The sequence below is a fragment of the Prevotella sp. 10(H) genome (assembly GCF_000711235.1).
Classification (GTDB): Bacteria; Bacteroidota; Bacteroidia; order Bacteroidales; family Dysgonomonadaceae; genus Dysgonomonas.
In genome coordinates this window covers 273,098-297,156 of record NZ_JOMI01000009.1, presented here as the reverse complement: position 1 = coordinate 297,156, position 24,059 = coordinate 273,098, and the positions used below count along the sequence as shown (strand labels likewise).

21 protein-coding genes are annotated in these 24,059 nt (G+C 37.1%); 6 read left to right on the top strand and 15 right to left on the bottom strand.

Features of this window, described 5'->3' with window-relative positions:
• Nucleotides 1-8: 8 nt before the first annotated feature.
• The 15 genes from K348_RS0116735 to tssD (K348_RS0116665) all read right to left on the bottom strand — a co-directional run bounded on the left by K348_RS0116735 (nt 9) and on the right by tssD (K348_RS0116665) (nt 13,003).
• Nucleotides 9-887 carry a PKD domain-containing protein gene (locus K348_RS0116735; RefSeq protein ID WP_029906693.1) on the bottom strand — a complete coding sequence of 293 codons (879 nt, stop codon included), beginning with the start codon at nt 885-887 and terminating at the stop codon, nt 9-11.
• 3 nt (nt 888-890) lie between these two features.
• Nucleotides 891-1,397, bottom strand: coding sequence for a type VI secretion system transmembrane protein TssO (locus K348_RS0116730; protein WP_029906692.1), 507 nt, complete (start codon nt 1,395-1,397; stop codon nt 891-893).
• A 3-nt stretch (nt 1,398-1,400) separates the two neighbouring features.
• Entirely contained in the window at nt 1,401-1,898 is a 498-nt protein-coding gene (gene tssO, locus K348_RS0116725) for a type VI secretion system TssO (protein WP_029906691.1), read from the bottom strand.
• A 122-nt stretch (nt 1,899-2,020) separates the two neighbouring features.
• Nucleotides 2,021-3,865 (bottom strand): type VI secretion system Vgr family protein, encoded by a 1,845-nt coding sequence (locus tag K348_RS0116720; RefSeq protein ID WP_029906690.1) that lies wholly within the window; start codon nt 3,863-3,865, stop codon nt 2,021-2,023.
• Nucleotides 3,866-3,880: 15 nt separating this feature from the next.
• Nucleotides 3,881-4,807 (bottom strand): type VI secretion system baseplate subunit TssG, encoded by a 927-nt coding sequence (locus tag K348_RS0116715; protein ID WP_029906689.1) that lies wholly within the window; start codon nt 4,805-4,807, stop codon nt 3,881-3,883.
• Nucleotides 4,808-4,813: 6 nt separating this feature from the next.
• Nucleotides 4,814-5,962, bottom strand: a complete 1,149-nt coding sequence (locus K348_RS0116710) for a hypothetical protein (RefSeq protein WP_029906688.1) — start codon at nt 5,960-5,962, stop codon at nt 4,814-4,816.
• A 21-nt stretch (nt 5,963-5,983) separates the two neighbouring features.
• On the bottom strand, nt 5,984-6,847 hold the full coding sequence (locus K348_RS0116705; protein ID WP_029906687.1) for a TssN family type VI secretion system protein: 864 nt from the start codon (nt 6,845-6,847) through the stop codon (nt 5,984-5,986).
• A 26-nt stretch (nt 6,848-6,873) separates the two neighbouring features.
• Entirely contained in the window at nt 6,874-8,664 is a 1,791-nt protein-coding gene (locus K348_RS0116700; RefSeq protein ID WP_156032910.1) for a type VI secretion system baseplate subunit TssF, read from the bottom strand.
• Nucleotides 8,665-8,715: 51 nt separating this feature from the next.
• Nucleotides 8,716-9,159, bottom strand: a complete 444-nt coding sequence (locus K348_RS0116695; RefSeq protein ID WP_029906685.1) for a GPW/gp25 family protein — start codon at nt 9,157-9,159, stop codon at nt 8,716-8,718.
• 16 nt (nt 9,160-9,175) lie between these two features.
• A complete protein-coding gene (locus K348_RS0116690; protein ID WP_029906684.1) occupies nt 9,176-9,610 on the bottom strand; it encodes a hypothetical protein in 435 nt (144 codons plus the stop codon).
• A gap of 13 nt (nt 9,611-9,623) precedes the next feature.
• Nucleotides 9,624-10,013 carry a type VI secretion system tube protein TssD gene (gene tssD / locus K348_RS0116685; protein WP_156032909.1) on the bottom strand — a complete coding sequence of 130 codons (390 nt, stop codon included), beginning with the start codon at nt 10,011-10,013 and terminating at the stop codon, nt 9,624-9,626.
• 62 nt (nt 10,014-10,075) lie between these two features.
• The gene (gene tssD / locus K348_RS0116680) at nt 10,076-10,492 is read right to left on the bottom strand and encodes a type VI secretion system tube protein TssD (protein ID WP_029906682.1); all 417 of its coding nucleotides are present in this window, start codon (nt 10,490-10,492) and stop codon (nt 10,076-10,078) included.
• Between the two features lie 76 nt (nt 10,493-10,568).
• Nucleotides 10,569-11,942 (bottom strand): DUF5458 family protein, encoded by a 1,374-nt coding sequence (locus K348_RS0116675; RefSeq protein ID WP_029906681.1) that lies wholly within the window; start codon nt 11,940-11,942, stop codon nt 10,569-10,571.
• A gap of 18 nt (nt 11,943-11,960) precedes the next feature.
• Nucleotides 11,961-12,416 (bottom strand): hypothetical protein, encoded by a 456-nt coding sequence (locus K348_RS0116670; protein WP_029906680.1) that lies wholly within the window; start codon nt 12,414-12,416, stop codon nt 11,961-11,963.
• 194 nt (nt 12,417-12,610) lie between these two features.
• Nucleotides 12,611-13,003, bottom strand: a complete 393-nt coding sequence (tssD, locus tag K348_RS0116665; protein ID WP_029906679.1) for a type VI secretion system tube protein TssD — start codon at nt 13,001-13,003, stop codon at nt 12,611-12,613.
• 658 nt (nt 13,004-13,661) lie between these two features.
• On the opposite strand from tssD (K348_RS0116665), the gene K348_RS0116660 reads away from it, so the two are divergent.
• The 6 genes from K348_RS0116660 to K348_RS0116635 all read left to right on the top strand — a co-directional run bounded on the left by K348_RS0116660 (nt 13,662) and on the right by K348_RS0116635 (nt 23,994).
• Nucleotides 13,662-16,145, top strand: coding sequence for an ATP-dependent Clp protease ATP-binding subunit (locus K348_RS0116660; protein ID WP_029906678.1), 2,484 nt, complete (start codon nt 13,662-13,664; stop codon nt 16,143-16,145).
• Nucleotides 16,146-16,401: 256 nt separating this feature from the next.
• On the top strand, nt 16,402-16,686 hold the full coding sequence (locus K348_RS19590; protein WP_029906677.1) for a signal peptidase II: 285 nt from the start codon (nt 16,402-16,404) through the stop codon (nt 16,684-16,686).
• Between the two features lie 241 nt (nt 16,687-16,927).
• Nucleotides 16,928-17,506, top strand: a complete 579-nt coding sequence (locus K348_RS0116650; RefSeq protein ID WP_029906676.1) for an RNA polymerase sigma-70 factor — start codon at nt 16,928-16,930, stop codon at nt 17,504-17,506.
• Nucleotides 17,507-17,618: 112 nt separating this feature from the next.
• On the top strand, nt 17,619-18,593 hold the full coding sequence (locus K348_RS0116645) for a FecR family protein (protein ID WP_197027686.1): 975 nt from the start codon (nt 17,619-17,621) through the stop codon (nt 18,591-18,593).
• A gap of 192 nt (nt 18,594-18,785) precedes the next feature.
• Entirely contained in the window at nt 18,786-22,184 is a 3,399-nt protein-coding gene (locus tag K348_RS0116640; RefSeq protein WP_231496818.1) for a TonB-dependent receptor, read from the top strand.
• 19 nt (nt 22,185-22,203) lie between these two features.
• Nucleotides 22,204-23,994, top strand: coding sequence for a RagB/SusD family nutrient uptake outer membrane protein (locus K348_RS0116635; RefSeq protein WP_029906673.1), 1,791 nt, complete (start codon nt 22,204-22,206; stop codon nt 23,992-23,994).
• Nucleotides 23,995-24,059: the final 65 nt, after the last annotated feature.

The window sequence follows — 24,059 nt, the reverse complement described above, 5'->3', positions numbered from 1 at the left end:
TGTTTCAGTTAAAAGTCAGTTTGTACTATTATTAATTTCTTTATACAGGTGTCTGTATCCTCTATGTCTATCACTACCTTTTCTATAATAGTGCTTTGCTTACCAATAATCTTCAATCCCTGACAGTAAGAATAGAAATCGTTTCTCTTGTCATTATTTATAATTACCATAGTATTAGGATTGTTGCACAGGTAACTAGTCAATATATGATTGTAATTCTTATTAAACGGTTTTTGATCGATTATCGCCTGTAGTTTTTCTTTTATATCATTTGCTATGATTGAACTTACATCTTCTGTATCCGCTTCTGTATATTGAGGCAGGATTTCGATTGTATGTATGACCGGATATTGCGTATCTTCCGTTCTCAACGAAACCGTATAGCGCCCTGCAAGCTCATATTTATAGATAGCCGTTTTTTCCATAGCATCGACATCTCCTGTTTCGCCGAATTCCCAGCGCCATTCTTTAGAAGGGCCCTCACCTCGGAAAGTAATGTATTCTCCTTGTAAGGCTTCTTCCGGTGCAATAATTTTTACTAGTTCCGGAGCTTCCTCTTTTTTCGGAGCGCGGATATTGACTAAAAATCTCTTTTCCAGATTGTCGTTGACCGTTAGTCGTATCTGATATTTTCCTGTCTCCGGGAAATAATATTCTCCGTTCTTTTCAGATGATGTGTCTCCGTTTCCAAATTCCCAAAGCCACTTATGGGCTCCTTTGGTGCTGTCTGCATATGCGACAGGCATTCCTAATTCGATATCCATAGGGGTTACTCGGGCTATTATCTCTTTATTATACATCTGTGAACGTATAAAGAAGATAGCTGCAAGTAAAACACCAATGGCTATGATAATAATATAAATCCGATGGTTCAACAATTTACTCATATTCTATTTTTTTGAATTTTTTAGTTCATCTTTCTTTTTTTCAAGACCTATACGGCATTCTTCCAGATTCTTTTGAAAGCGGACAATATTTTGCTGTTTGCTCCAAAGTTCCTTTTTATCGGCAAACCACATACTATAAAAACCCGATACCTGAGAAAATATCTTATAACGTCCGTCATAACTATTGTCTTCATGTAGTTTTTTTATATCATTCAGGTAAAATTTTATATCGTTTTCTTCATAGCTGGCATTAACGCCAAGGTTAAAACTTTTTATTTTATTGTAGATAGAATCGACGATCATTATTTGTTCGGCCTGTACATTCTGGAATGCCCGTATGCGATCCATTTTAGCAATCACGAATTCTTTACGTGTTTCATTGCTTCCGTCGGTGTAATAGAATAGACACCACCCACAAATAAATGTGACAACGATGAATAACATACTTACATAGATAAGCCCGATTGTCTTCTCCCTTCTGTTACTCGTATTTTTAGTCTTCTGTTTCATACTTTATTTTTTTACAGTTATGCCTCCAATACTAAGCTGACGTGATGTTTGTTTATTTTCTTCTGTACACCTCAACAGATCGGCTTTCAACATATCTTCTTCTGCTTTTGCTGTACGGATAGAGTCTTTTGCTCCCAAAAAGACATTCACTTCACTCATCAGTTTCTGATATAGTCGTACATCACGGCCGCTCATATTGTCCATAATCGTGAATATGTCCTGCTTGCGACGGCTTACGAGATGTGACAGTTGAGCATCATTCAGATTGTTATTGAAAAGAGTAGTGTAATAATAGAGCGAATCGATTCGATTGGCCAGATCGATCTGGCGGACATAAATCTTATCATACTCTTCCGTTTTCTCCACTATCCTTGACACTTCTATACCCGAAGTATGGATATAACAGAAATAAATAAATACACCCAAAAATACCGTAGCGATAAAATAACCTGAAAATTTCCTGTAGCCACGATTGATCTCCTTGTAATTTTGTGCGCGCATAGATTAATTGATTAACATTTACTTGTTTTTTATAATTATATATTGTCAAAATTTTATTTTTATTCGTATCTGCAAATTGATAATAAACTGCTTCAAAATCGTGAAAAATATTTATTATATGCTTATTGATTCATTTTAATATTTCCGGCTTTCACATTCATTTTGCTTCCCCCGTCAATATTCATTTTTGATGAAGCTTTCATAGAGACCGTTTCGCCCTTCAGGGTAAATTCTCCTGTACTTTCTTGTGCAACAGTTGCCCCAAGAATTTCTACTTTATCGCCGCTTTCTGCGTGAAGCATGCTTTGAGCAACCATTTCGATTTTATCTTCGGCTGTGGCCTGAATCAGTTCAGCTTTCATGATGATTTGCTTTGCTTCCATCTGGATCAGTTCAGGTGCTTTTATGAAGATATCCTGAGTAGATTCGATATGGATAGTTCCTTTATCTTTTTCTACTGAAATGGAAACTGTATTGTTATCGTTATGTTGCAGAATGACTGTATATTTTTCTTCATCTTCTATATCGGCAAATTCCAGTTTGCTACCGCTTCGGGTAATAATACTCTTTTTGAAGTTCTTTTCGCCACCTCCTTCTCCATTTGTGCCATGGAACATGCTACCCATCACATATGGGCGGTTAGGGTCTCCAAATTCGAAGCCTACCATTACCTGATCGCCTTCTTCGGGAATAAATACGATGCCTCTGTTTTTATTCACAATGTCGCTTGAGCCCGCATGCGGAGTCATTACTCTCATCCATGTAGCGCTTACACGGTCTTTTGCAAAAGGAAACTCTACCCGAACCCTGCCTTGTCCTTCAGGATCGGCATTATTAATCACTGTGCCCAGCAATGAACTAGCTACCGGCATCTTAATTTCCTGAACAGGGAAGAATTTCAGACTTGAAGGGATTGCCTCAAATTCACATGAATAATGATGGTTCTCATCGATAGTATGAGTTACTTTCACTACACGGTAAGTACCCAGATCGCCAAACTCAGACATTCCCTGCGGCATTGATATGGTGATCAGGCGGCCAATACGCGGATCGCAGGTTTTTGCTATCCCTTTTATATAAACAGTGCGCGCAGCGGTAGAGGCTTTTCTCCTTTCAGCCATATCGTTCAAAGCTCCTTTATCTTCAACTTCTAATGAAGGCGGTATAAGAACCGGCCTGTCTTTTACCATAGTTTTAGCTTTTTGTGCTGCCAAATCGACATATTCGTTCGAATTTTCTATTTTATCCGGCGATTCCTGAATAAGAGTTTCATCTTTTTCCGGAAGATATTGATAATTAGTAAATTTATTGGCCAGCAAACGGGAACCAAACTGTATATGTGTAAGTTCTTTATCATACATGACATTTGTTGCCGCCCAGTCTTTATACTGTCCGAATACAAGATCTCTCCCCGTGTAAAACAGAGTTTCTCCGGATATAGCCGACAAGCGTTGCAAAAATTCCCAGTCGCTTTCATTGTATTGCATCAGAAAATTCAGAGGCACATTATACACCGGGCTATTTACTTTAGAGAGCGCTGAACCTTGTACCCCATCAGTAACTTCTTCAAATACTTCCTGCAATCCCATATCGGCAAAAATATCAAGTCGTTTACCCCTTTCCAGCAAATATGTAGGACTATATCCACAGATAACAAGATATCCGTGTTTACCTTCCCGCCCTTCCATATGGACATCATTGATTATGCCCCTGAATTCGTAGGCCTTTCCGCGCTCATTACCTTGCTGCAACTCTATATCGAGTGTCTTGCCGATCAGGTTTATCTGATCAGTAGGGTTACCTAAAAAGTTCTTCTTAATTATATCATAATCTAAGATTACCCTGAATGTATGGTGATGTCCAAATTCCTGATTCAGATACAATGAAACTTTATTCACTTCTTCACCTTCTATGTATACGATAGCATTGGTAATGTGTTTCTCATCGAGTAAATTCTGTGTTGCCATATTTTTTAGTTTTGTTTATAGTCTTGTGTTAATGCCCAGATATGCTGTATGATTTTTTCCGGATAAACGAAATTTTGCTTCCGACTCGGCTATTTCGTATTTTTTTACCGTATTATGATTAAAAGGAATTAATAAATCGATCAGTTCTGCAAGTATCAGATCGTTAGTCCGGTTTGCTTCGAATAATCTCATTTGGTTAAGGTTTATCGGACCTATATTGATAATTAAATCCAGATTACCATATTCCATAGTATTACCCAGTATAGAATTTACACCCAGTTTCCAGTCCCCGAGTTTTGCTTTGTCCTGCTTTTCGAGATGTAATCGCGATTTTTCTCCCTTCTCTATCTTTACCGGACAATCCAATATGATAGACATCACTTTTGCGGTGAGGTTCAAATTCCCCGGAATTTCATTTATTATAGATACAATTTTTATAAAAAGTAAAGCTTGTTCTGTGTTCAGATATTGTAGAATATTCCAGTATCCTTTTACAATATCGGTTAGATTACTATAAAAATTAACTTTATCATATTTCTGTTCATATTCCTGAGCATCTATCAATAGCTTATCGATAGCTATCTCGAAAGGCAGGAAGAACTTACGGATATCTTTTTCCCTTCCTCTTTCAGACCGGATCTCGCGGATAATATCTTCCTTATTCTTTTGTTTTCCTAAAGTCGACGATTGATGAAATAATCCTTCAGGTAAAGAATCGTATATACTTTCCCTATTGGTATATATATACAGATACTCCATCATATCGAAATAAGAATATTGATAGTCCAGTTTATCTATATCCTTAGATACTTCTTTTTTATTCCCTTTATGGCGTACAATAAGGAGCCTTTCGGAATCTACCGCATTACCGATCAGGTGAGAAGCTACAACTTCTGCCCGAAAATTAGTATCAATGGTATTTATGTCCGGTAATTTCTTCATTCCTTTTTAATCCAAAATTGTCCAACCTCCTGCTTTTTTAGCCTGTTCCTGCTGATATACTCTTTCCGATACAACAATATTTTCTTTGTGCTGACCGATATATTCCAGAGTGCTCAATCGTAGCCATAATTCTGACATAATCTGTAAGAAAGATTCGACCTGTATCATTGTCGAACGGATATTGTTGTGGTCATAAATAATGCTCAACGTATTCGATAATAATTCTTCGAAAGAACCGGGAGTAACATCACTCCATTCGTAGAAGTATTTCAGCAGTTCTTCTTTTTCGGTTTTACTGGCAAAGTCCAGACTGATATAACAAGTATGTGCCAATGTAGAAAAATAGTTTATAATTTCTACCGGCAGTGCATCTCTGCCGGTATTGCGGTAAGAGAAGTAAATACTAGCAATGTAGCGCATCATATTCTCACACATTACAGCAATGTAGTTTGCTATAGGAGAGTTCTGACTCCTATTCCGTATTTTTGAAATAATAATTTTTGAAGCCCTTTCGATATCATTAAGGCAACTTCCAAAACTCTCATAGTATTTCAGCAAATCAGGATGGCTGCACATACTGGTACACGGCGGTATATAATTTGTATCGACTTCGTATCTTCCTCCATACTGGCGAACTCTTCCGATTACCAGATGAAAACTTCCCAAACGTTCATAATTGACATGGCCTTGCGGTGCCAGCGATAACTGATAATGTTCAGTTACATCCGGGTGCCGTGGCGGGTTTTCTTTACTATCGGGAATGCCCGAAGGGATTCGTTCGAAAGGATCGACGGAGAGAATGACATCCCAATAGCTTGTATTTGAATTATCTTTTTCTTCATCAAAAGAGTGAGTATATAGTAAATATTCGGAATGCACCGGATTATAGGATATACGATAGCCCCCGGCAGTAATGCCATTGCAGCTTCTCAATCTTATCTCTACTTTTCCAGTAACCCTTTCACTAATATCAAATTCGCCAGAAGCCTGCTTACGGTCTAAAGAAGGTAAAAGCCCGTAATTATATCCTGTGAGGCGGCTCGCCAGATTATCACCTAAACGTTCAATAAAATAATTTTCAGTCTGTTGCAGATGTTTGAAATCAACATCCATACCTTCTGTCCAATTGACCAGCTTATATCTATTTTCACTCATTAGTCGATTCTCTTTATATTATTAATCTGTATAATCTTCGTATTGCACCCGTTTAGCTATAATGATTTTCTTTTCCTTTATTTTATTTTTACTAAAGGACAAGTCCGGGTCTATATATCGCTTCCTTCCCAAAAAAGACGTCACATAAAATATCCATCCATAGGAATCGTTATTGTCTTTGTATCTTATCGGGCTTTGCGGGGATTTCTTATTGTAATCGCTGATAAAAGTTTTGAACCATGGCCCGAAAGGTGTGATTTCGGATGACTTCGCTTTGATATTAAGAGGCTCTGTATCCTCTACCTGTTTGAACATTTCAAGTTCTACTACGATAATATTATCTTTGTCGAAATCATCTATAGTTATTTCCTTCTCTTCTTTGTCATAGGACCATATACGGTAAACTTCCAATGGTATTTCCATGAAAGATTCATAACTCTTAATAAAAAGAGTAGGAAAAATGAATGTAATAATGCATGTTGAGGCCCACAACCCATATTGCAATTCATTACATAAATTAAAGGCTAATGAGAAAAAGGCAGCACTAACAATCATTAGCACAAATGAAAAAAGAAACTCTACATAATAAGGTTTTTCATCATAATCGTCTATAATTTTTTCTAAGATACCTAAATGTACATAGCCCAGAATGAGGTATAATCCCATCAGTCCGATATATACATACGGCATAAACCAATAATCGATAAATCCTAAGAATGCAGGCACCACCATTATCACAACTGCCGACAGAAAGTAGAATATAATCTTTTTATTAGCCAGTAATTTGTTTTTCTTTGCTACAACTACCATTACTACACCCAATATCAATCCGATAATAGGCATCAGTAAGTATAACAATACAAATTTTCCAATAGCAAATTCCATTTATTATATGCTTATATTTTCTAATTTCAATTCTGTAATACTCTATCTATAAATATCCGGTAATTAAAAGTCGCCGGAGATTTTTCCTTCAAAGCCTTCAGATAATAATTCTTATCAGCCTCATTCATGTAATCCCTCATCGTTTCTATCGGTAGCAGATATACGTCGGTAGTTTCAATGAATCCGAATTTAGGATTATCGCTTTTCATAAAACCTTTCGATACTCTGACGCTTTTGACAGACTCTCTAAATTCTTCTGTGCAAAACTTCTCTATATCTTCGTTGGTCACCAGTAGATTATGTGACATAAGATTCTTTTTGTAGATTACCTCTTTTTCTGATGCCTGTGGTGCATATTTTCCTCCTGTGGTACGGTTAAGACTGTATATAGAAGAAGGTATTAATGCCATATCCGACAATATACTGAATACAACTCCCGATTTTATGTCATTTGCTTGTGTGCCGTTTGTTATCCAGTAATCCAGAAAATATACTTCATCTTCTTTTTCAGGATCAAGCAACAAATAGTTCTTTATTTCATAATTATATTTATTATCGGCAAGACTTTTATTTAATTGCCTTATCAATCGATTGATCCGGGTTTCTATCCTTTTCAAATCGTTTTTGATACTGTCTTTATCTTTAAAAAAAGATGTAATTTCCCTGTTCAAGTCATTTATTACGTTTATAAGATATTCTCTGGCATCCCGTCTATCGTAATGCTCTATCCCCCCTCTGCGCAATGCATAGACTCCATAAGATTGCGTGGATGTATTTTTGACCGGAAAATCGTAATACCTCTTTCCCGATGAATCAATGACATTGTGTACAGAAATAAAAGATTCTCCGTTTCCGGTATCGAGCGGAATAACAGGTGTAGTCTTTTTTATCCTAATTATCTTACTGACAAATCCTTTATTGACAACCGGAAATGCATTGATGTCCAACTGTATGAGATCTATCATTTCGGGGGCAATTTCCTGAGGGCAGGTTACTTTTATCCATACCAAAGGCTTATTAATCCCTGTCGAAAGATTTTCAGGGAAACTATCTGTTAGTTCTTTCGGAAAAGGCTCTTTTTTATCTTTTATAAAACAATCTTTATCTATTGAAAGAAAGCAATTATTATAGTGTTTCTTTACCGATTTATTAATTTTATTAGACAAATCATTATGAGCAAATAATTCCAGTGTGATATTCTCATATTCGTCTTTTGATGAGAATATTCCTTTACTTACAGGAATCTTCTTACCTTGTATGCTCCACGTAGTATGCGGTAATAAATTCAGATATTTGTCTTTGTCGAAAACACCATGAAAATCAAAATAAAAAGATAGGCCGCAGATGTTTTCTATATTCTCATTTAAATCCAACCCTATCCAGAAGTTGTTCTTATCCGGTGAATTTTTCTGATGGCTGCGATAATATAAGGTTCGGGATAAATCTCGCTCTATTGTATAAACAGATTCTTTATGAATAAAATAAGCTATCCGCCCGTTGTATACTCTGGTATTACAAACAGGATAAAACGATAAGTTTTGTTTTCCATTATAGTACTGAAAGCCTGATTGGGCTGTTATATCTGTAACAACATTCTGAGATGATGCATGCATAATGCAATAAGCAGGCTTTGCTATAGTGTCTAGTGTCGGCACAAGGATTGAAGATAGCTTATCGAGTATGCGGTTTTCAATATTGTCTATTTCTCCCGCTATTTTATAAATTTCTTCGGAAAGGGATTCAAGGAACAAGTTGATAACAGGATCCAACAGTTCGGTCTGATTAACACCGGACAGATTAGCTGCGAACTGGCGCATTCTGTCCAAAATTTGTTTTTTATTTGTATATCTGTTGTTCCTTATCATATTTTATTCTGTTGACAGAGGTCCTAAAAACAGTTTATACCTGAATTCACAATATCCACCCGAGGAAACGAGTATTCCTTTTACCTGAACTATTACTTTTTTCTTAATAGCTGTTGTCTTCGTAATACTGTCTTCTCTAGTCACTTCCATTACCTGAATGGCGACTTCAATATCTTTGATTCTCGACTCGAAACGTTGTATAGCATCCGCAATATGTCCTGTAAATTCTTCTTCCCATTTTTTGCGGAGAACGACTCTCTCAAAGTCCATATCCCAGATACGGCAACCAAAATTTTTATTGAATTTGTGCTCTCCCGGACAGGTAGTAATGATCAGTTCTATATGCTGGTCTATGGATTCTATTTCACTGCATGTATGCAGTTTTCCGCCATCTTCATCAAAGATGTTATCGAGATTCAATGGTAGTTTGTAGTATATAGTATCCATAGATAGATATTTATTTTTAATGTTTTCTTGTCACCGCGTTTAAAGGACTGGCATCGAATACAGCCCGGTTCGCCTTCTTTCGGAAAACTGATTTTCGCCTTCTTGCATGTTCCTGCATACCTGACATAAATGACGATAAAGTATTGAATTTATAGCCGGTAACCAACTTAAATGCATAAATACAGTTTTCTGCTTTCTGAAAATGATCTGATACAGAGATCACCATCATATAAATGTTTTTGGTAGCCTTGCTATGCAGATAAAAATCCAACAGATAAACATTATTGTATAATCTTACCATTGGAATCTGATTTTGATACTGCCCGCCCGGTTTTATCAATATGCAACCGCTGTCACCGGAAATGTATCCCCAACCCGTAATTTCACCGCCTGTGAATATGCCGAGTTTCAGCAGAGTATAAAAATCTGATATAGTGTGCATATAATTCATCTATATCAGTTTTTTATTCGCTCCAACTGTTACGAAACTCTTCATTTCCCATTTTTATAATGCGTGGCGATATCACTAAGGTTGTCAATACACCTGAACCTTTCGGATTCATTACTTTCCGGTAGTTCACGCAATAAGCTTCCTTGAAATGAATCTGTAATAATGCACCCTCTCTTATCATACCTTCATTACTCAGAAAATGAATCTCTCCATCTTGTGTCCGGTGAGTATCCATCATCCACGAATTTATATTGTCGTCAGGTATATCACTAATAGTTATAGCCATCTGCCCTCCATATGGGAAACTGTTTGGTTTACCACTGTCGCTAACATCCTGCTTGAAATCCAGATCAAATTCCTCGACAATATATTGTTTTCCTTTGAAAAGAAATCTGACTATCATTGTCGGGACTTCTTTTCTGCCGAAAAATAAATTACCTTTTCTTATTCTGTCGAAAAATCCCATTACCTACGATTGTTTGTATATTCGGATTCTCCGATAATCAGGTGTTGTGCGTTGATAGTAAGAAGCAGGATTACATTTGTTGTATCTCCCGGCTCGTAATGCAATCTGAAACCAATAGGACGTGCTTCCTCGAAATAGATCTTCTCTAAAGATTCTTCGTAAGCATCATTTATAGAGATTTCTCCATTATATTTCCGGCTAACGTCAAATACCCATGTCATGATATTATCATCAGGTAAAATAGGTAGAGCAACAACAATATTACCTGCACGAATATTCCCATTCACTTTACCTTGTTTGTTTACCTGTTTGCTGAGAGAATATTCGCAATGCAACAAGTCGTAACTTTCATGATAAAGGTTCTGGATATTATTTGTTAAAGGTCTTCTTAATCTTAATGTTGCTTTTCCGTCCATAACATATTAATATCACTCAGGGTATTTGTATCTAAAGTGTCGGATTTGAAAACACTTTAGATACCGCCCTATATATTTATGCCTGCTCAACCTCTGTATTCCAGGTATTTTCCTCTTCTCCCTTAGTTCCGTCGAGTTTGATTACGAAACTTTTTGCAGGGAAGAAAGGTGTTAAATGGATATCCAGATAGATACGGTCTTTCTGATTCGGGTCACGTTCGAAACGTTGTATTTTAAACTTCTCAATCAGCCGGTCGGGACCTTGCACTCCATCGAGGAATTTAATAATCTGTGAGCGTAAGTCTCTCTCTGTCTTATTGTTCCAATTTTCAAACGCTCTGCGGTTAAGGAAGTCAAACAATACTTTTGTTATGTAGTCGAATACACGTACTACAGAATAGGTCTGAAGTCCGAGATTGTCCCCGTTAAACAGCGTTTTTCCCGAGAATGCCATTACTTTTCCGTATTCGTTTACCATAGGTATCAATCCCATTTTATCCAATTGAGATATTTCACTCTTCTTCAATGGGAATACTACGCTATCTACTTCATTTATACCGCCATGCTTTTTACCTGCTGTGATTTGCGACATCAAAGTTGCATATACTTTTCCGGCTAATGCAGCCGAAGGCGAAACATGCAAATCGGCTTCTTCTCCCAATTCACTGTATTTACCGCGTCCGATTAGCCAGTTACAAGCCATACAAGTATTTGCCTTGAATGGTTCACCTCCAGCCAAATTGGAAGTAAAGAACATATCTACAACATCATCAGGATTTTCAAGGTCCATAAAGTCTGTATAGAGCATCGCTTTGTTATCGTATGCGACCTTCGACCATTTGTCCACTACTTTTGTACTTCCCAAATATCCGGGTAGTACAAGTAAAGAATAGTTTGAACGCAGATCGAGTTTATCGAAATTCTGTTTCAATTCGCTTGCCACATGATCTATAAAGCGTGAATTATCCAGATCGGAAATCTGCTCACGGGATGCATTCAGTATAGAAATATTGGTAAGTTTATCAGACTCGGTATTCTTGTAGAACAACATTACATTCCTGTATGATTGCTCTAAATCCCGGACTTCTTCAACTACCTTCAATTGATTTTTTGCCAAAAGTGATGATACATTTGTTGCATTCTCATTAGCCTTTTCCAACATTTCCGAAACCGAACTTGTTGAAGTCAGCAATTCGATCCAAAGATTTATGTTGTTTTCAAGACTTTTTCTGGCTGCTTTTCTGTCATTATCATTAAGAAAAGCTTTCTTACGGGCAGCTCTTTCCGGATTCATTGCAGCGATTCCATCTACTACCGATTCAAGAAAGTTAAACCCTCCAAAGCGGGCCAGATTATTTACAGCTTCCTGCACCGAATGTGCCGAGGCCGCTTTACCTTTCGTATTTTTAGAATCCTGTGCAATTGCTGCATCTTTAATTTCTTGTGCCATATTCTGAATAGTATTATATTATTTATCAGCTTCCTTTAATTCTGCCAATATTCCTTGTAAAGATTCAAGGAATGCTTGTTTCGACTCAGAATTTTCTAAAGCACGCTGAAGTACTTTATTGGATCGCAATTGTTTTTTCAGGCTTTCCCAAAATTCCTTTTCTCCGTTTATCTGGCTTAGGAAAGGACTTTGTTCTGTCATATTTTTAACAGAAAAGTCGCCTACATTAGCGAAATGGAAAACTTCCGATACAGATTGACCTTCTGCATTTTCAAGTTCCACTTCTTTTTGCGGCTTATAATGTTCAAAAACCTGTTCGATAGTGGATAAGCCCGTTACAACTTCGGGGTTGACAGGTTCGTCTGAGGTCAATTGCTCAACCATCAATGTTCTGTTCTCAGGAATTGCTGCAATAGATTCAGAAGAATCCACTCTCACTTCATTGCCTCCAATCCCATACTCAAATATTGCCATATTCGTGTTTTTTTATTAAGGTATGTATTCTTTATTTGCTATCTTTGCAAAAGTTTCCTAGGGGATATAAAAAATGCGTTTGATATTTTATATACCAATCGAAATCTCCTGAGAAATACTTAAGTAAGGACGGAACGGAGGGATTAATCATTCTTGGAAGGAGCTGAAGAATCCACTCCGCATCCGTTCTGTTTTTAATTTGCCGGCCAGTTTTGCTCAAATTGTGCACCGCCGATTTTCAACACTTGCGCTGAAACGACAAAAGTCAATGTCATTGGCTTGTTTCCGATTATATCGATATCTTCTTCAAATTCGATAATGTAACCGTTTTCAAATGTCAATTCTTTCATTTTAGCCTCTTCATCGCCTTTTTTGAAAACGATACTGCCCGAAATTGGTTTGAACTGACTTACCATACTCTCCAGAATAGATGTATCATCTGTGGATTCCACATGTACTCTTACTTTACCGCCGTAAATGTTAGATGATGGGCGTCCTTTTGAGTCTACATCTCTCTTCAATGAATAATCACAATCAAGGACATCGAACTCTTTGCCACCGAGTGATAGTGTTGCTCTGAAAGCCATAATTTTAATTTATTAAAATGAATAAATTACCGATACTGATGTATCAGCGTTAACTGAGTTTTTTGATGATTTTTTAATAGTCTGATTATATTTATTAGCTTCTAGTTTTATAATGTTAATTTGCCTCTATTTGTCGTTTGTCTCTATTCTGATTTTTTTATGTTAAGTTTTTTTAAAACCAGCCAATCTTTTTCTTGCAGTTATAAAAACGCAGATAAAGTTAATTCTTGTACGTCTGTGTAAAAATACGTGTGCTTTGTATATTAAGTGTCAAAGAATTCATTTCCTTTCGCTGACAAAATAAATAAATAAATTTTAGATATGCAATAAATCCATATTATTATTTATATTTGTCGTCACATACAAATGAGAACTTTAGCACACATAATATGAGTTATTTACTTAATGATTTAACCGTAAATTTGTTACTGACAAAGCTTTATTGTGTAATTTTTGACATTACTTAATTTTTTTGATGATTTAACAACTATTTATCAATTCCTATTAAAAAATATTCCAACGGCTATTTAACAATAAGACTGATGTGTTTTAACAAATAGGGCTATAAATTCCAATTTGCCAAGGCACTGATGCTTTAGAATCGTAAATTCTTTCTGAGTTATAAGTGGAGTAACTTAATAGAAAAATATCTTGACATATGAACTTTATAAATCTAAATGAATCTGTAAAAACTGCTACCAGAATTGCCGGGTCTATTGCCCGCGAGTACTACAATGCGAACTATGGCGCCCCGCATTTATTAAAAGCTTTGCTGCATAAAGAAATAGGCATCAGAGATTTTATCTTAAGTATGGATAAAGACCTCGGATATTTTGAAGAATGGGCAGAAATGCGTATCGAAGATTTTCCGAAAGCAGGAGTTGTTGCCGATATACAGCCAGATGATATAATACCCGTAGTATTTGAAGAAGCCGATAATGTCCGCCTCAAACTGGGGCTTTTAGAAATCAATCCCATATGTGTACTTGCAGCTTTAGCCCGTCCTAATATTGCTTTCACTTCGGACCAGTTGAAGTCGTTTCCATTACGGGAAAATGAAATATTCGACCTATATGTAAGTGGGAAAGAAACTGTGTCGGCTATCGGGATGGCTAATAATGCTTCATTTGTAACTACAGAAGATAAAGGTGCAATGCCTCTGATCAATTTGATGAAATACTGTGTGGATAAAACAGCATTGGCGCTGGATATGAAAGTACACAGCATAGTTAGCCGGGACAAGGAAACCCGTATGATGATGGAAATACTGGGACGCCACAGCAAACCAAACGTGATGATCATAGGTGACTCCGGTGTCGGTAAAACTGCTCTTGTAGATGGTCTGGCTCATGATATTGTTAACAATAAAGTACCACCTTACCTTCAGGGCACTGTTGTTTATGAACTGGATACAGGAGCACTAATAGCAGGAGCGACATATAAGGGTGAAATAGAGGACCGCATAAAAAATATAATAAAAGAAATACGCAATATTGACAATGCGATTCTTTTCATCGATGAAATTCACATTCTCCTCGATCCTAAACAAGGAAATTCAGGTGCAGCTAATATTCTGAAACCGGAACTGTCGAAAGGTGAACTAACGGTAATAGGTGCGACCACTATAGATGAATATCGTAAGTTAATAGAGCCGGATCATGCTTTCAGCCGGCGTTTCGAAGTGTTGCAAGTCAATGAGCCCGATATATCATCGGCAGTACTGATGATGCATTCTGTACTTCCCCGTTATGTAGAATTTCACAAATTGGAAGTGTCGAAAGATGCTGTGGAAGAATGCGTACGCTTGGCAAAGCGTTATGATAAAGATCGAAGACTTCCTGATTCGGCTATCGATCTGATGGACAGAACCATGTCGGCAACCAAAATGGTAAACGAAACAGCACAGGGAGATATACAATATTATACGCAGGAGCTGGCAAACATAGAAGCAGAAGTAGAAAAATCTGCAGAAGACAGGCTGGAGGATTTACGTTTTCTCTTATTTTCCATGCAAAACAGATTAAGTCCAATATTGCAGGGAATTATTAATGATGAAACGGACGTAAAAGAGATTGAAGATCCTCAACAACTCTTTGAATATATAGATAAAGCACTGAATACTCTGCGGGAATTTGCAAAAGAGAAAATAGTCAAAATTTATCCGCATGAAGTGGCAGCAATTATTTCTTCCAAGACTGGGATTCCGATAGGGAAAGTTCAGGCGCAAGAAAAAGAGCGTCTGTTAGGAATGGAAGATTTGCTCCGGCGTAGGGTCGTAGGACAGGATGGAGCATTGAAATCACTTGTTGATGCTATTCTCGAATCACGTAGTGGACTAAATAAGCAAGGCCAGCCTATCGGTTCATTTTTCCTTCTCGGACCAACAGGTACCGGTAAAACCGAATTGGCAAAATCATTGGCAGAGGTATTATTCAACGATGAAAAGGCGATGATCCGCTTCGACATGTCGGAATTTAAAGAGGAACATTCGGCTGCTTTATTATACGGAGCACCTCCGGGATACGTGGGATATGAAGAAGGGGGATTGCTGGTCAATAAAATCCGCCAACAGCCTTATGCGGTAGTTTTATTTGATGAGATTGAGAAAGCCCATTCATCCGTTTATGATATTTTTCTTCAGATAATGGATGAAGGGAAATTGCATGACCGTTTAGGTAAAGAAGGAGATTTCTCTAATGCAATTGTCTTATTTACTTCGAATGTGGGTAGCCAGTGGCTTACAGAGCAATTGAACAAAGGCATAACTCCGGAAACAACACAGCTAATGGAAGTAATGGGGCAATATTTTCGGCCGGAATTTTTAGCCCGTCTCTCTGAGATCGTTCCTTTTTCGCCGATTAACGAGGCAATGTTGTTGAAAATATTCAATATACAACTTCGTAGTATGGTGGATGCACTTGGTAAACAAGGTATAGAACTGGAAATCGACGAAGAAACGCGCAAAATGCTTGCAGAGAAAGGCTTTACACCAAAATACGGAGCCCGTCAGGTTGCCGGAAATATACGTACATATTTGAGAAGACCAATATCGAGGCTTATCGTCGGAAATAAACTGACCCATGGTCATAAGCTTATTGTAGGGAAAAACGATAAAGATGAATTGACGTGGAATATAGAATGATATTGTAATACTTCAAGACAGCATAGAGCAGAATCTATGCTGTTTTTGTATGCATCAATCCGATTAAATAATTACTTTTAAGCTTAGGCTTAAACCTATATTATGAAAATAAGAACAATGTGCATACTAATAATTATTTTAGTCAGCATTGACCAATTTATCAAGGTTATAGTTAATCGATTTCATATTTTAAACCGACTTTCAACCATAAATATTTTACCTGAATTCTCTTTATGATTTGGGTAATGGTTATTGGATGTATATCATCGGGTGCATAATATCAATTCTTATAATGATGGCAATTTATATTTATTATAAACGTAGAAATCAGGAAACTTTTATTCTTTCTGCTGGAATAACGATTGCTATTGCAGGAGCAATATCGGCATTGATTTGTACTATTTTCTGGAACGGTACACTCGATTATATTTACCTAAAACCTTATTTTGTTTTTGACTTAAAAGATATATACTTGAATACGGCCATGCCTTGTATAATAATACATGCTTTTCTTTTGTATAAGAAACAGAAGAAAGTATGATCAGTGTGAAAAAACATTTTTTACACTGATTGTTTATAAGCTATCGAAAGGGCTATTATAGACAATAGGCTCATCAAAAATAAGTTTATCAAGCTCGCAAAAAGGGACTCAATAATTAATTCTTTTTGACTTTGCAAAAAACATTATATTTGTATTAAAGAAAATATTCAGTAAGATAATATGATATTAAGGAATGATTTAAATTATAAATATATTCATTCCTTAAAGTTATTCTTTTAATATGCAAATAGAGCAGATAGATGAAACAATTCTGAAAAGGATTAATTTAGGCGACGAAAAGGCATTCTCTATGCTTTACAGGGCCTATTATGTTTATCTCAACACAATTGCTCTTTATTACATCAACGACGAAAATGTATCCCGTGAGATAGTAAATGATATTTTTCTTCAAGTCTGGAATAGACGGGGCTCTCTTACCTATCCGGTTCATTCTTATCTTATCAAAGCCGTGCAAAACGGGAGTATTGATCATTTACGTAGTGAACAATCTTCTCAGCGGGCATTAGAAAATCATAAAAAACAATTTTCCATATCATATCACGAAAGCTATATACGGTCAACACCGCAACCTTTGCAATATGTGGAATTACGTCAGGCTGAGGAAGAAATACAAAAAGCATTAGAACAATTACCAGCCAAATGCCGGCAAATATTTACAATGTATTTTTATGAAAATATGACGGCAGAAGAAATTGCCAAAAATATGGAGATTAAAGTCAGTACAGTTCGTGTGCAATTGAAGAATGCATTTGACCGAATAAAAAAACTTTTGGAACATCTACTTTTCCTCCTTTTTTAGTTAAAAACAAAAAAATTACATTTTTCTCTAAATTTTTTCGTCACGAGATACGTATATATTATTAAAGGGTAAAATATATATGGAAAACGGCGATCAGTTATTCGAATATTTTTTGGAAAAGTACTTTTCCAAAAATATATCTATTGAAGATAAAGAGAAAATGTTCTCCATGATTATGGAATCGCCTTCTTACAAAGATCAGTATGAGAAAGCTGCAAAGCTAAATACCTTACTTCATATATCCTCTTTTGATTCATTTATAGACGATGACTATCTGTTATTACAAAAGAGAGGTGCTATTTATTCTGAAAACCGGCTTGATAACAATAAGGCCGAAAGATTTTCACTATGGCGAAAAATTGCTGTTGCAGTTATCTTGATTTTGTTCAGTTCATCTGGATCGATATATTTATATGAAAGACTTAATAATCAGGGTGAAATAGTCAGTTTGATTGAAACATCTACACCATTAGGAGGCCAGACTAGACTTATATTGCCCGATGGATCTGTTGCATGGATAAACGCAAAATCAGAGTTGAAATACAATTCTAATTTCGGAAAAAATAATCGGGATCTTCTTCTAAATGGAGAAGCTTATTTTGAGGTAAATAAAAATGAAGAGTTACCTTTCTCTGTTTCAGCTGGTGATATGAAGGTTGTTGCAACCGGAACGCAGTTCAATGTTCGCTCATATCCCGATGATTACAAATGGGAAGTAAGTCTACTGGAGGGAGGAATAAATGTTTCCGTTTCCGATAAACACTTTGCTTTAATTCCTGATGAAAAAATTATTTACAATAAAACATCAGGAGAGCTTCTGGTAGAAAAAACAGATGCAGAAATGGCTACACAATGGACCAAAGGAAAACTTTCATTTTATCAGGCTTCAATATCCGAGATATATAAAATGCTGGAAAGACATTTTAATGTCCGGATTGAAATCGAAAGCGAAGAATTAAAAGAAGAATACTTCCTTGGTAGCATCAATCTGGAAATGAGCCTTAGCGAAATTTTAAGCTATCTGGATGTGGATAAGAAATACAAAATACAACTAAAAGATGAAGTCATTATTATCAGAAAAAAATAAAAGCCGAAGAAAATACAGGAGAATTTATACCTGACTGGCTAATTGAATGTTTAACCCTTAAATCTAATTATTGCTTATGCCAGACACTTCATAGACCCCAAAAAAGAAATCGGAGAAAATAGCCGTTTCTCCGATTCCATAAGTTGTTATTAAAAACACGTAGTTATTAACAAACAATCATAATACAAAAGTATGAAAATACAAATAAATAAGGAATTGAAATGCATGAATAATTTCAATTCAGGGCGGATTTTTGCCCTTTCCCGTTTTCTTTCATTAATCTTATTTTTAAATTTACTGTTTGCCTTACCCTTATTCTCTCAGAACGCGAAACTTACGATCAGGCACGACAATGTTTCTCTAAGTAAGATAATCTCTGATATAGAAAAGAAAAGCGGCTATTCTATAATTGTACGTCTCAATGACTTGGATGTACAGGAAAAATACTCGGTGAACGAAACCGATAAAAATCTTGACCAGATATTAACTGCTTTATTTAAAGGAAAAGATATCGGTTTTGAAGTAACAGCAAATACTATTTCCATTTTCAAATCACAAAGACAGCCGGATAGTAATGAACAGCAGACAAAGCGACAAATTTCGGGAATAATAACCGACGAAACCGGTGAACCGGTTATTGGAGCTAGTGTAGTTGAAAAAGGAACTACAAATGGAGTTATTACAAATGTAGATGGACAATATACTTTAAGCGTTTCAGAAAATGCTGTCCTCAAGATTTCGTATATCGGATATATCGGCCAGGAAATCAAGGTTGGCAATCAATCGAATATTTCAGTACAATTAATAGAAGATCTTCAGGCGTTGGACGAAGTTATTGTTATCGGTTACGGGACAGCCAAAAGAAGAGACTTCACAGGTTCTGTATCATCTGTCAGACTGGAAAATTCACCCATTGCATTAACATCAAACCTGAATGCAATGGAATCATTGAAGGGAAATGTATCAGGGCTTGACATCGGTTTTACAAATACGGCAGGAGGAGAACCAACTATGCAGGTTCGCGGACAAAATTCAATCAACGGATCCAATGATCCGCTGATAGTAGTTGACGGAGTCATATTTATGGGAAGAATGAATGATATTAATCCGAATGATATTGCTTCATACGATGTACTGAAAGATGCGACATCAGCAGCTGCATACGGATCCCGTTCGGCGAATGGAGTCATTATTATTACAACAAAAAAGGGAAGAACCGGTAAGCCTATTATTCACTTCACGGCAAAGGGCAGTATGCAAACCTGGCATCGAAAACCTAAAGTAATGAATGGCGAGCAGTGGCTCGATGCCGTGGCAGCAGCCAATTCATATTCCGATTATAGTTTTCTTGTACCTCAGGAAGAATTGAACTATAAGGCCGGGAAAGAAACAAACTGGCTGGATGCAATCTCTCGCACTGGTTGGATACAAGATTATCAGGTTGCCGTATCGGGTGCCGGAGAGAAAATGAACTATTATCTGTCGGCTTCATATACTGATAATGAAGGTATAATCAAAGGGGACGACTTTAATCGTACCTCTATACTCGGAAAAATCAATACGGATATCACCAGTTGGCTACAGATAGGAATAGATGCTGCATATACGCGCACAGACTATTCAGGCATAGGTGCAGATATGTGGTCCGCTACAATATTATCTCCGTATGGAATGATGTACAGGCCTAACGGCGAGTTAGAAGCAATTCCCGACGGTTCCCGCGGCCGTGGCAATCCTTTATGGGGAATAGATGACAAGTCTAAGAAAGAAAATATTGATTACATCGATAATTTTCGCGCCAATGCTTATGCTGTAATCAAATGTCCATGGTTGCCGGGCTTAAGCTATCGCATAAATTATGCCGGTAATCTGGCTTATCGGAAAATAGGAAATTTCACTCACGAATCTTATTTTGTTCCTAACGGATCTTATGATGATGATTCACGTTATTCTGTTGCAACTCAAAATAGTTATTTGAGCAGTGCAAATGGTGAACTCATAGACGAAAGAATCTCCAGTTACGTGATAGATAATATTTTGAATTATACTAACAGATTCGGCAAACACAGTATCGACCTTACTGCTGTTGCCACCCGCGACCGGAAAAAGTATGATTATCAGAAAGTAACCGGATCGGATTTCGCTGCAAACGGCAACACAGTATTGGGTTTAGGCGGATTGCAATATGCCACTACTCAAAAAATACCACAGACTAACTCCGATAATAAGTCTGTAGGAAAAGTAACGAATGTAGGCTATTTCGGACGTGCAAACTATTCATTTGACGACACTTACTACCTTACAGCATCTTACAGGCGCGACGGAGCTTCTGTTTTCGGAGCGAATAACAAATGGGGCGATTTCTTCGCCGTAGGAGGCTCATGGCGTATCTCTAATGAATCATTCATGAAAAAGATATCATCCCTCGACGATTTAAAACTTAAATTATCGTGGGGTAAGAACGGGAATCAAGGATTGAATCAATACTCTACACTCTCTAAGGTGAGTAATGGTCCGACCGGTAAAATATATTATGCTTTCAACAATTCAGGTAAACCGTCTTATGGAATTAACCAGCTGACAATAGGTAATTCGGATCTGGGTTGGGAAACCACCGAAGCATGGAATACAGGCTTTGAATCTGTCTGGCTAAACAATCGTCTGTTTGTTGATATGGATCTTTACTTTTCCAAAACATATGATCAGATTTTCGACCGTACCATACCTGTCATGACGGGCTTCCTAAAAATGCTTTCATCGATGGGTGAAGTGAAGAACAATGGGATTGAATTAACTGTAAGAAGCGTTAATATTCAAAATAAGGATTTTAACTGGACGACAGGTGTAACATTCTGGAGGAACCGTGATAAATTAGTTCGTCTTTACGGGGAAGACTTAGATGGTGACGGTAAAGAAGATGATGATATTGGAAACGGTAAATTTATCGGAAAATCTATACACTCAATTTTTGGATATGAACAGGATGGAATCGTTCAGGTCACAGATACTAAGTATATGGAAGTAAACGGTGTTTCTGCCGGTGTCCCTAAATATGTGGATAAAAATAACGATGGTATAATAGACGAAAAAGACCGATCGGTAATAGGCAATCGAAGACCTAACTTCAAACTGAACCTGAGTAATACGTTGCAATATAAGAACTGGGAATTGTACGTAATGATTGCAGGCGTATTCGGTGGTAACGGGTATTTCCAAGATGAAAATAAAAATGCGTTTATTACAAGTGGTGACAGGAAATGGTTCGCTTCCAACGGACTGCACATTCCTTACTGGACAGAAGAGAATCAAAGTAATAAGTATCCTGCTGCCACTTTTACCGGAGATGACTATTTTCTTGGTTTACAAAGCCGTGCTTATATCCGGCTACAGGATGTTACCTTGTCCTACACATTTAATCAACCATGGGTAAAAAAAGCAAAGATAAATGATCTTAAGGCATTTATCACCGGAAAAAACATCGCTACAATTACAGGATGGGATGGCGGAGATCCTGAATCAGGTGGCACGATGCTGAGTAAAACCTATCCGGTTATGACTAATGTTTCATTGGGTTTTAATTTTAATTTTTAACTTTTTATCTTGTATTATAATGAAAAAAACATATAGTAAAAACGTTTTGTGGTTACTGATTGCCTTTATTTCTTTTGCAGGTTGTGACGATTCCGGTTACCTGAAAGAAAAGCCTGATACATTTTATACCATCGACAATATATTCACTACTTCGGGGCAAGTAGAGCAGGTTTTAACAACTTGTTATGCCAAAGTTCGAAATATATATTGTCCTTACAATAATTTTTCAGAATTGAATCTCTGGTCGTACGGCATGGGCAACGGGACTGATGTTTTTGATGTGCCGACTATACGTTACAGTTATCGCTTCAATGATTATAGTATAATTAGTCCGCAAAATGGAGTGTTCAAGGATACCTACGCTGCTTTTTATCAATTAATAAGCACCTGTAACATAGCCTTATATGCAGCAAATATAGAACATATTGCATGGAATTCGCAGGAGGAGAGAGCATATCTTATCGCTCAGGCCCGGTTCTTCAGGGCTTTTGCCTACCGAAATTTGAGCGAATTGTTTGGCGGTGTTCCTTTAGTTACGGAAATGACTACCACACCACGTTACGATTACGCACGTGCTTCACGGATGGAAACTTATCAATATGCTATTGATGAAATGGAAGCTATATTGAACGATCTTCCGGTAACCACACTAAATGCCGGACGTTTGGTAAGGGCAGCAGCACAGCACAACCTTTGCCAGTTATATATAGATAAAGGAGTATTGCTGGAAAAAGAAGGAGGTGATGCAACCACAGCGTATAATAAGGCTCTTTCTTATGCCAATGATGTAATTGATACCGGCACATACAGCCTGATGACGGAACGCTTTGGTTCGCGTAAGAATGAAGGACCGGAATTCTATTATGCTACTTCGGTAATGGATCAGACACCAGAGCACAGCTACTCATCAGCAGGTTACTCTACCGAAGGAAATGTATACTGGGATTTGTTTCAGATCGGAAATCAGGACTATCAGGAGGGAAATAAGGAAGCTATCTGGTGCGCTCAATCCGACTATGAAGTTTTCAAATCGGATGGTAATCTTACTTGCTTAGACTATCCGGCTATTTACGGGCCGGTGTTCAGAGATCAAGGAGCTGGTAATATTACAGGACAGATGGAAGATGTCGGAGGTTTCGGATGTTCTCAGATAACCCCTACTGCCTATGCCCGTGACATGGTTTATGATGGCAAATGGAATGAAGATTTACGCAATTCGGAAGCTGCTCTTCGCCGTATTTTTCTAGGCAATGTAAAAACATCTGAATATTATGGTAAGCAAATCCCATGGGATGTATTATACAGAAAAGATGGTAACGGAAAATACGCAGATGCAGCTTACACACTACTATATCCAATATCATGTAAAATAGGACCGGACTTTTTCACTGTTGCGGCTGACGGAAGAGTACTCCGCAATATTTTCAGGGACGATTATCTGATCCGCTTACCGGAAACGATCCTTTTGCGCGCTGAAGCAAAATTAAGACTTGGCGATAAGGCCGGGGTTGTATCTGACATTAATATGCTTCGCCAAAGGGCAAAATGCAGTTATCTGGTGACAACAAATGATGTCAGTCTCGACTTGATTCTTGATGAAAGGACACGTGAATTGATGTATGAAGAAAGCCGCTGGAATACGCTGCTTCGTATGGGTGGAACTGTTGCTGTAGACCGGATAAAAAAATATTCGTATTGGGATTATCCGAGGACGACCCTTACAAAGCCATTTAATGTATGGCCCATACCTCAGTCGGTTATTGATACAAATAAAGATGTAGTATTAGAACAAAACGAAGGTTGGAAATAATTATAATGGAAACGAAAGAATAAAAATATGTATTTTAGTGAGGCTTTCTCATATGATAGGGAAAG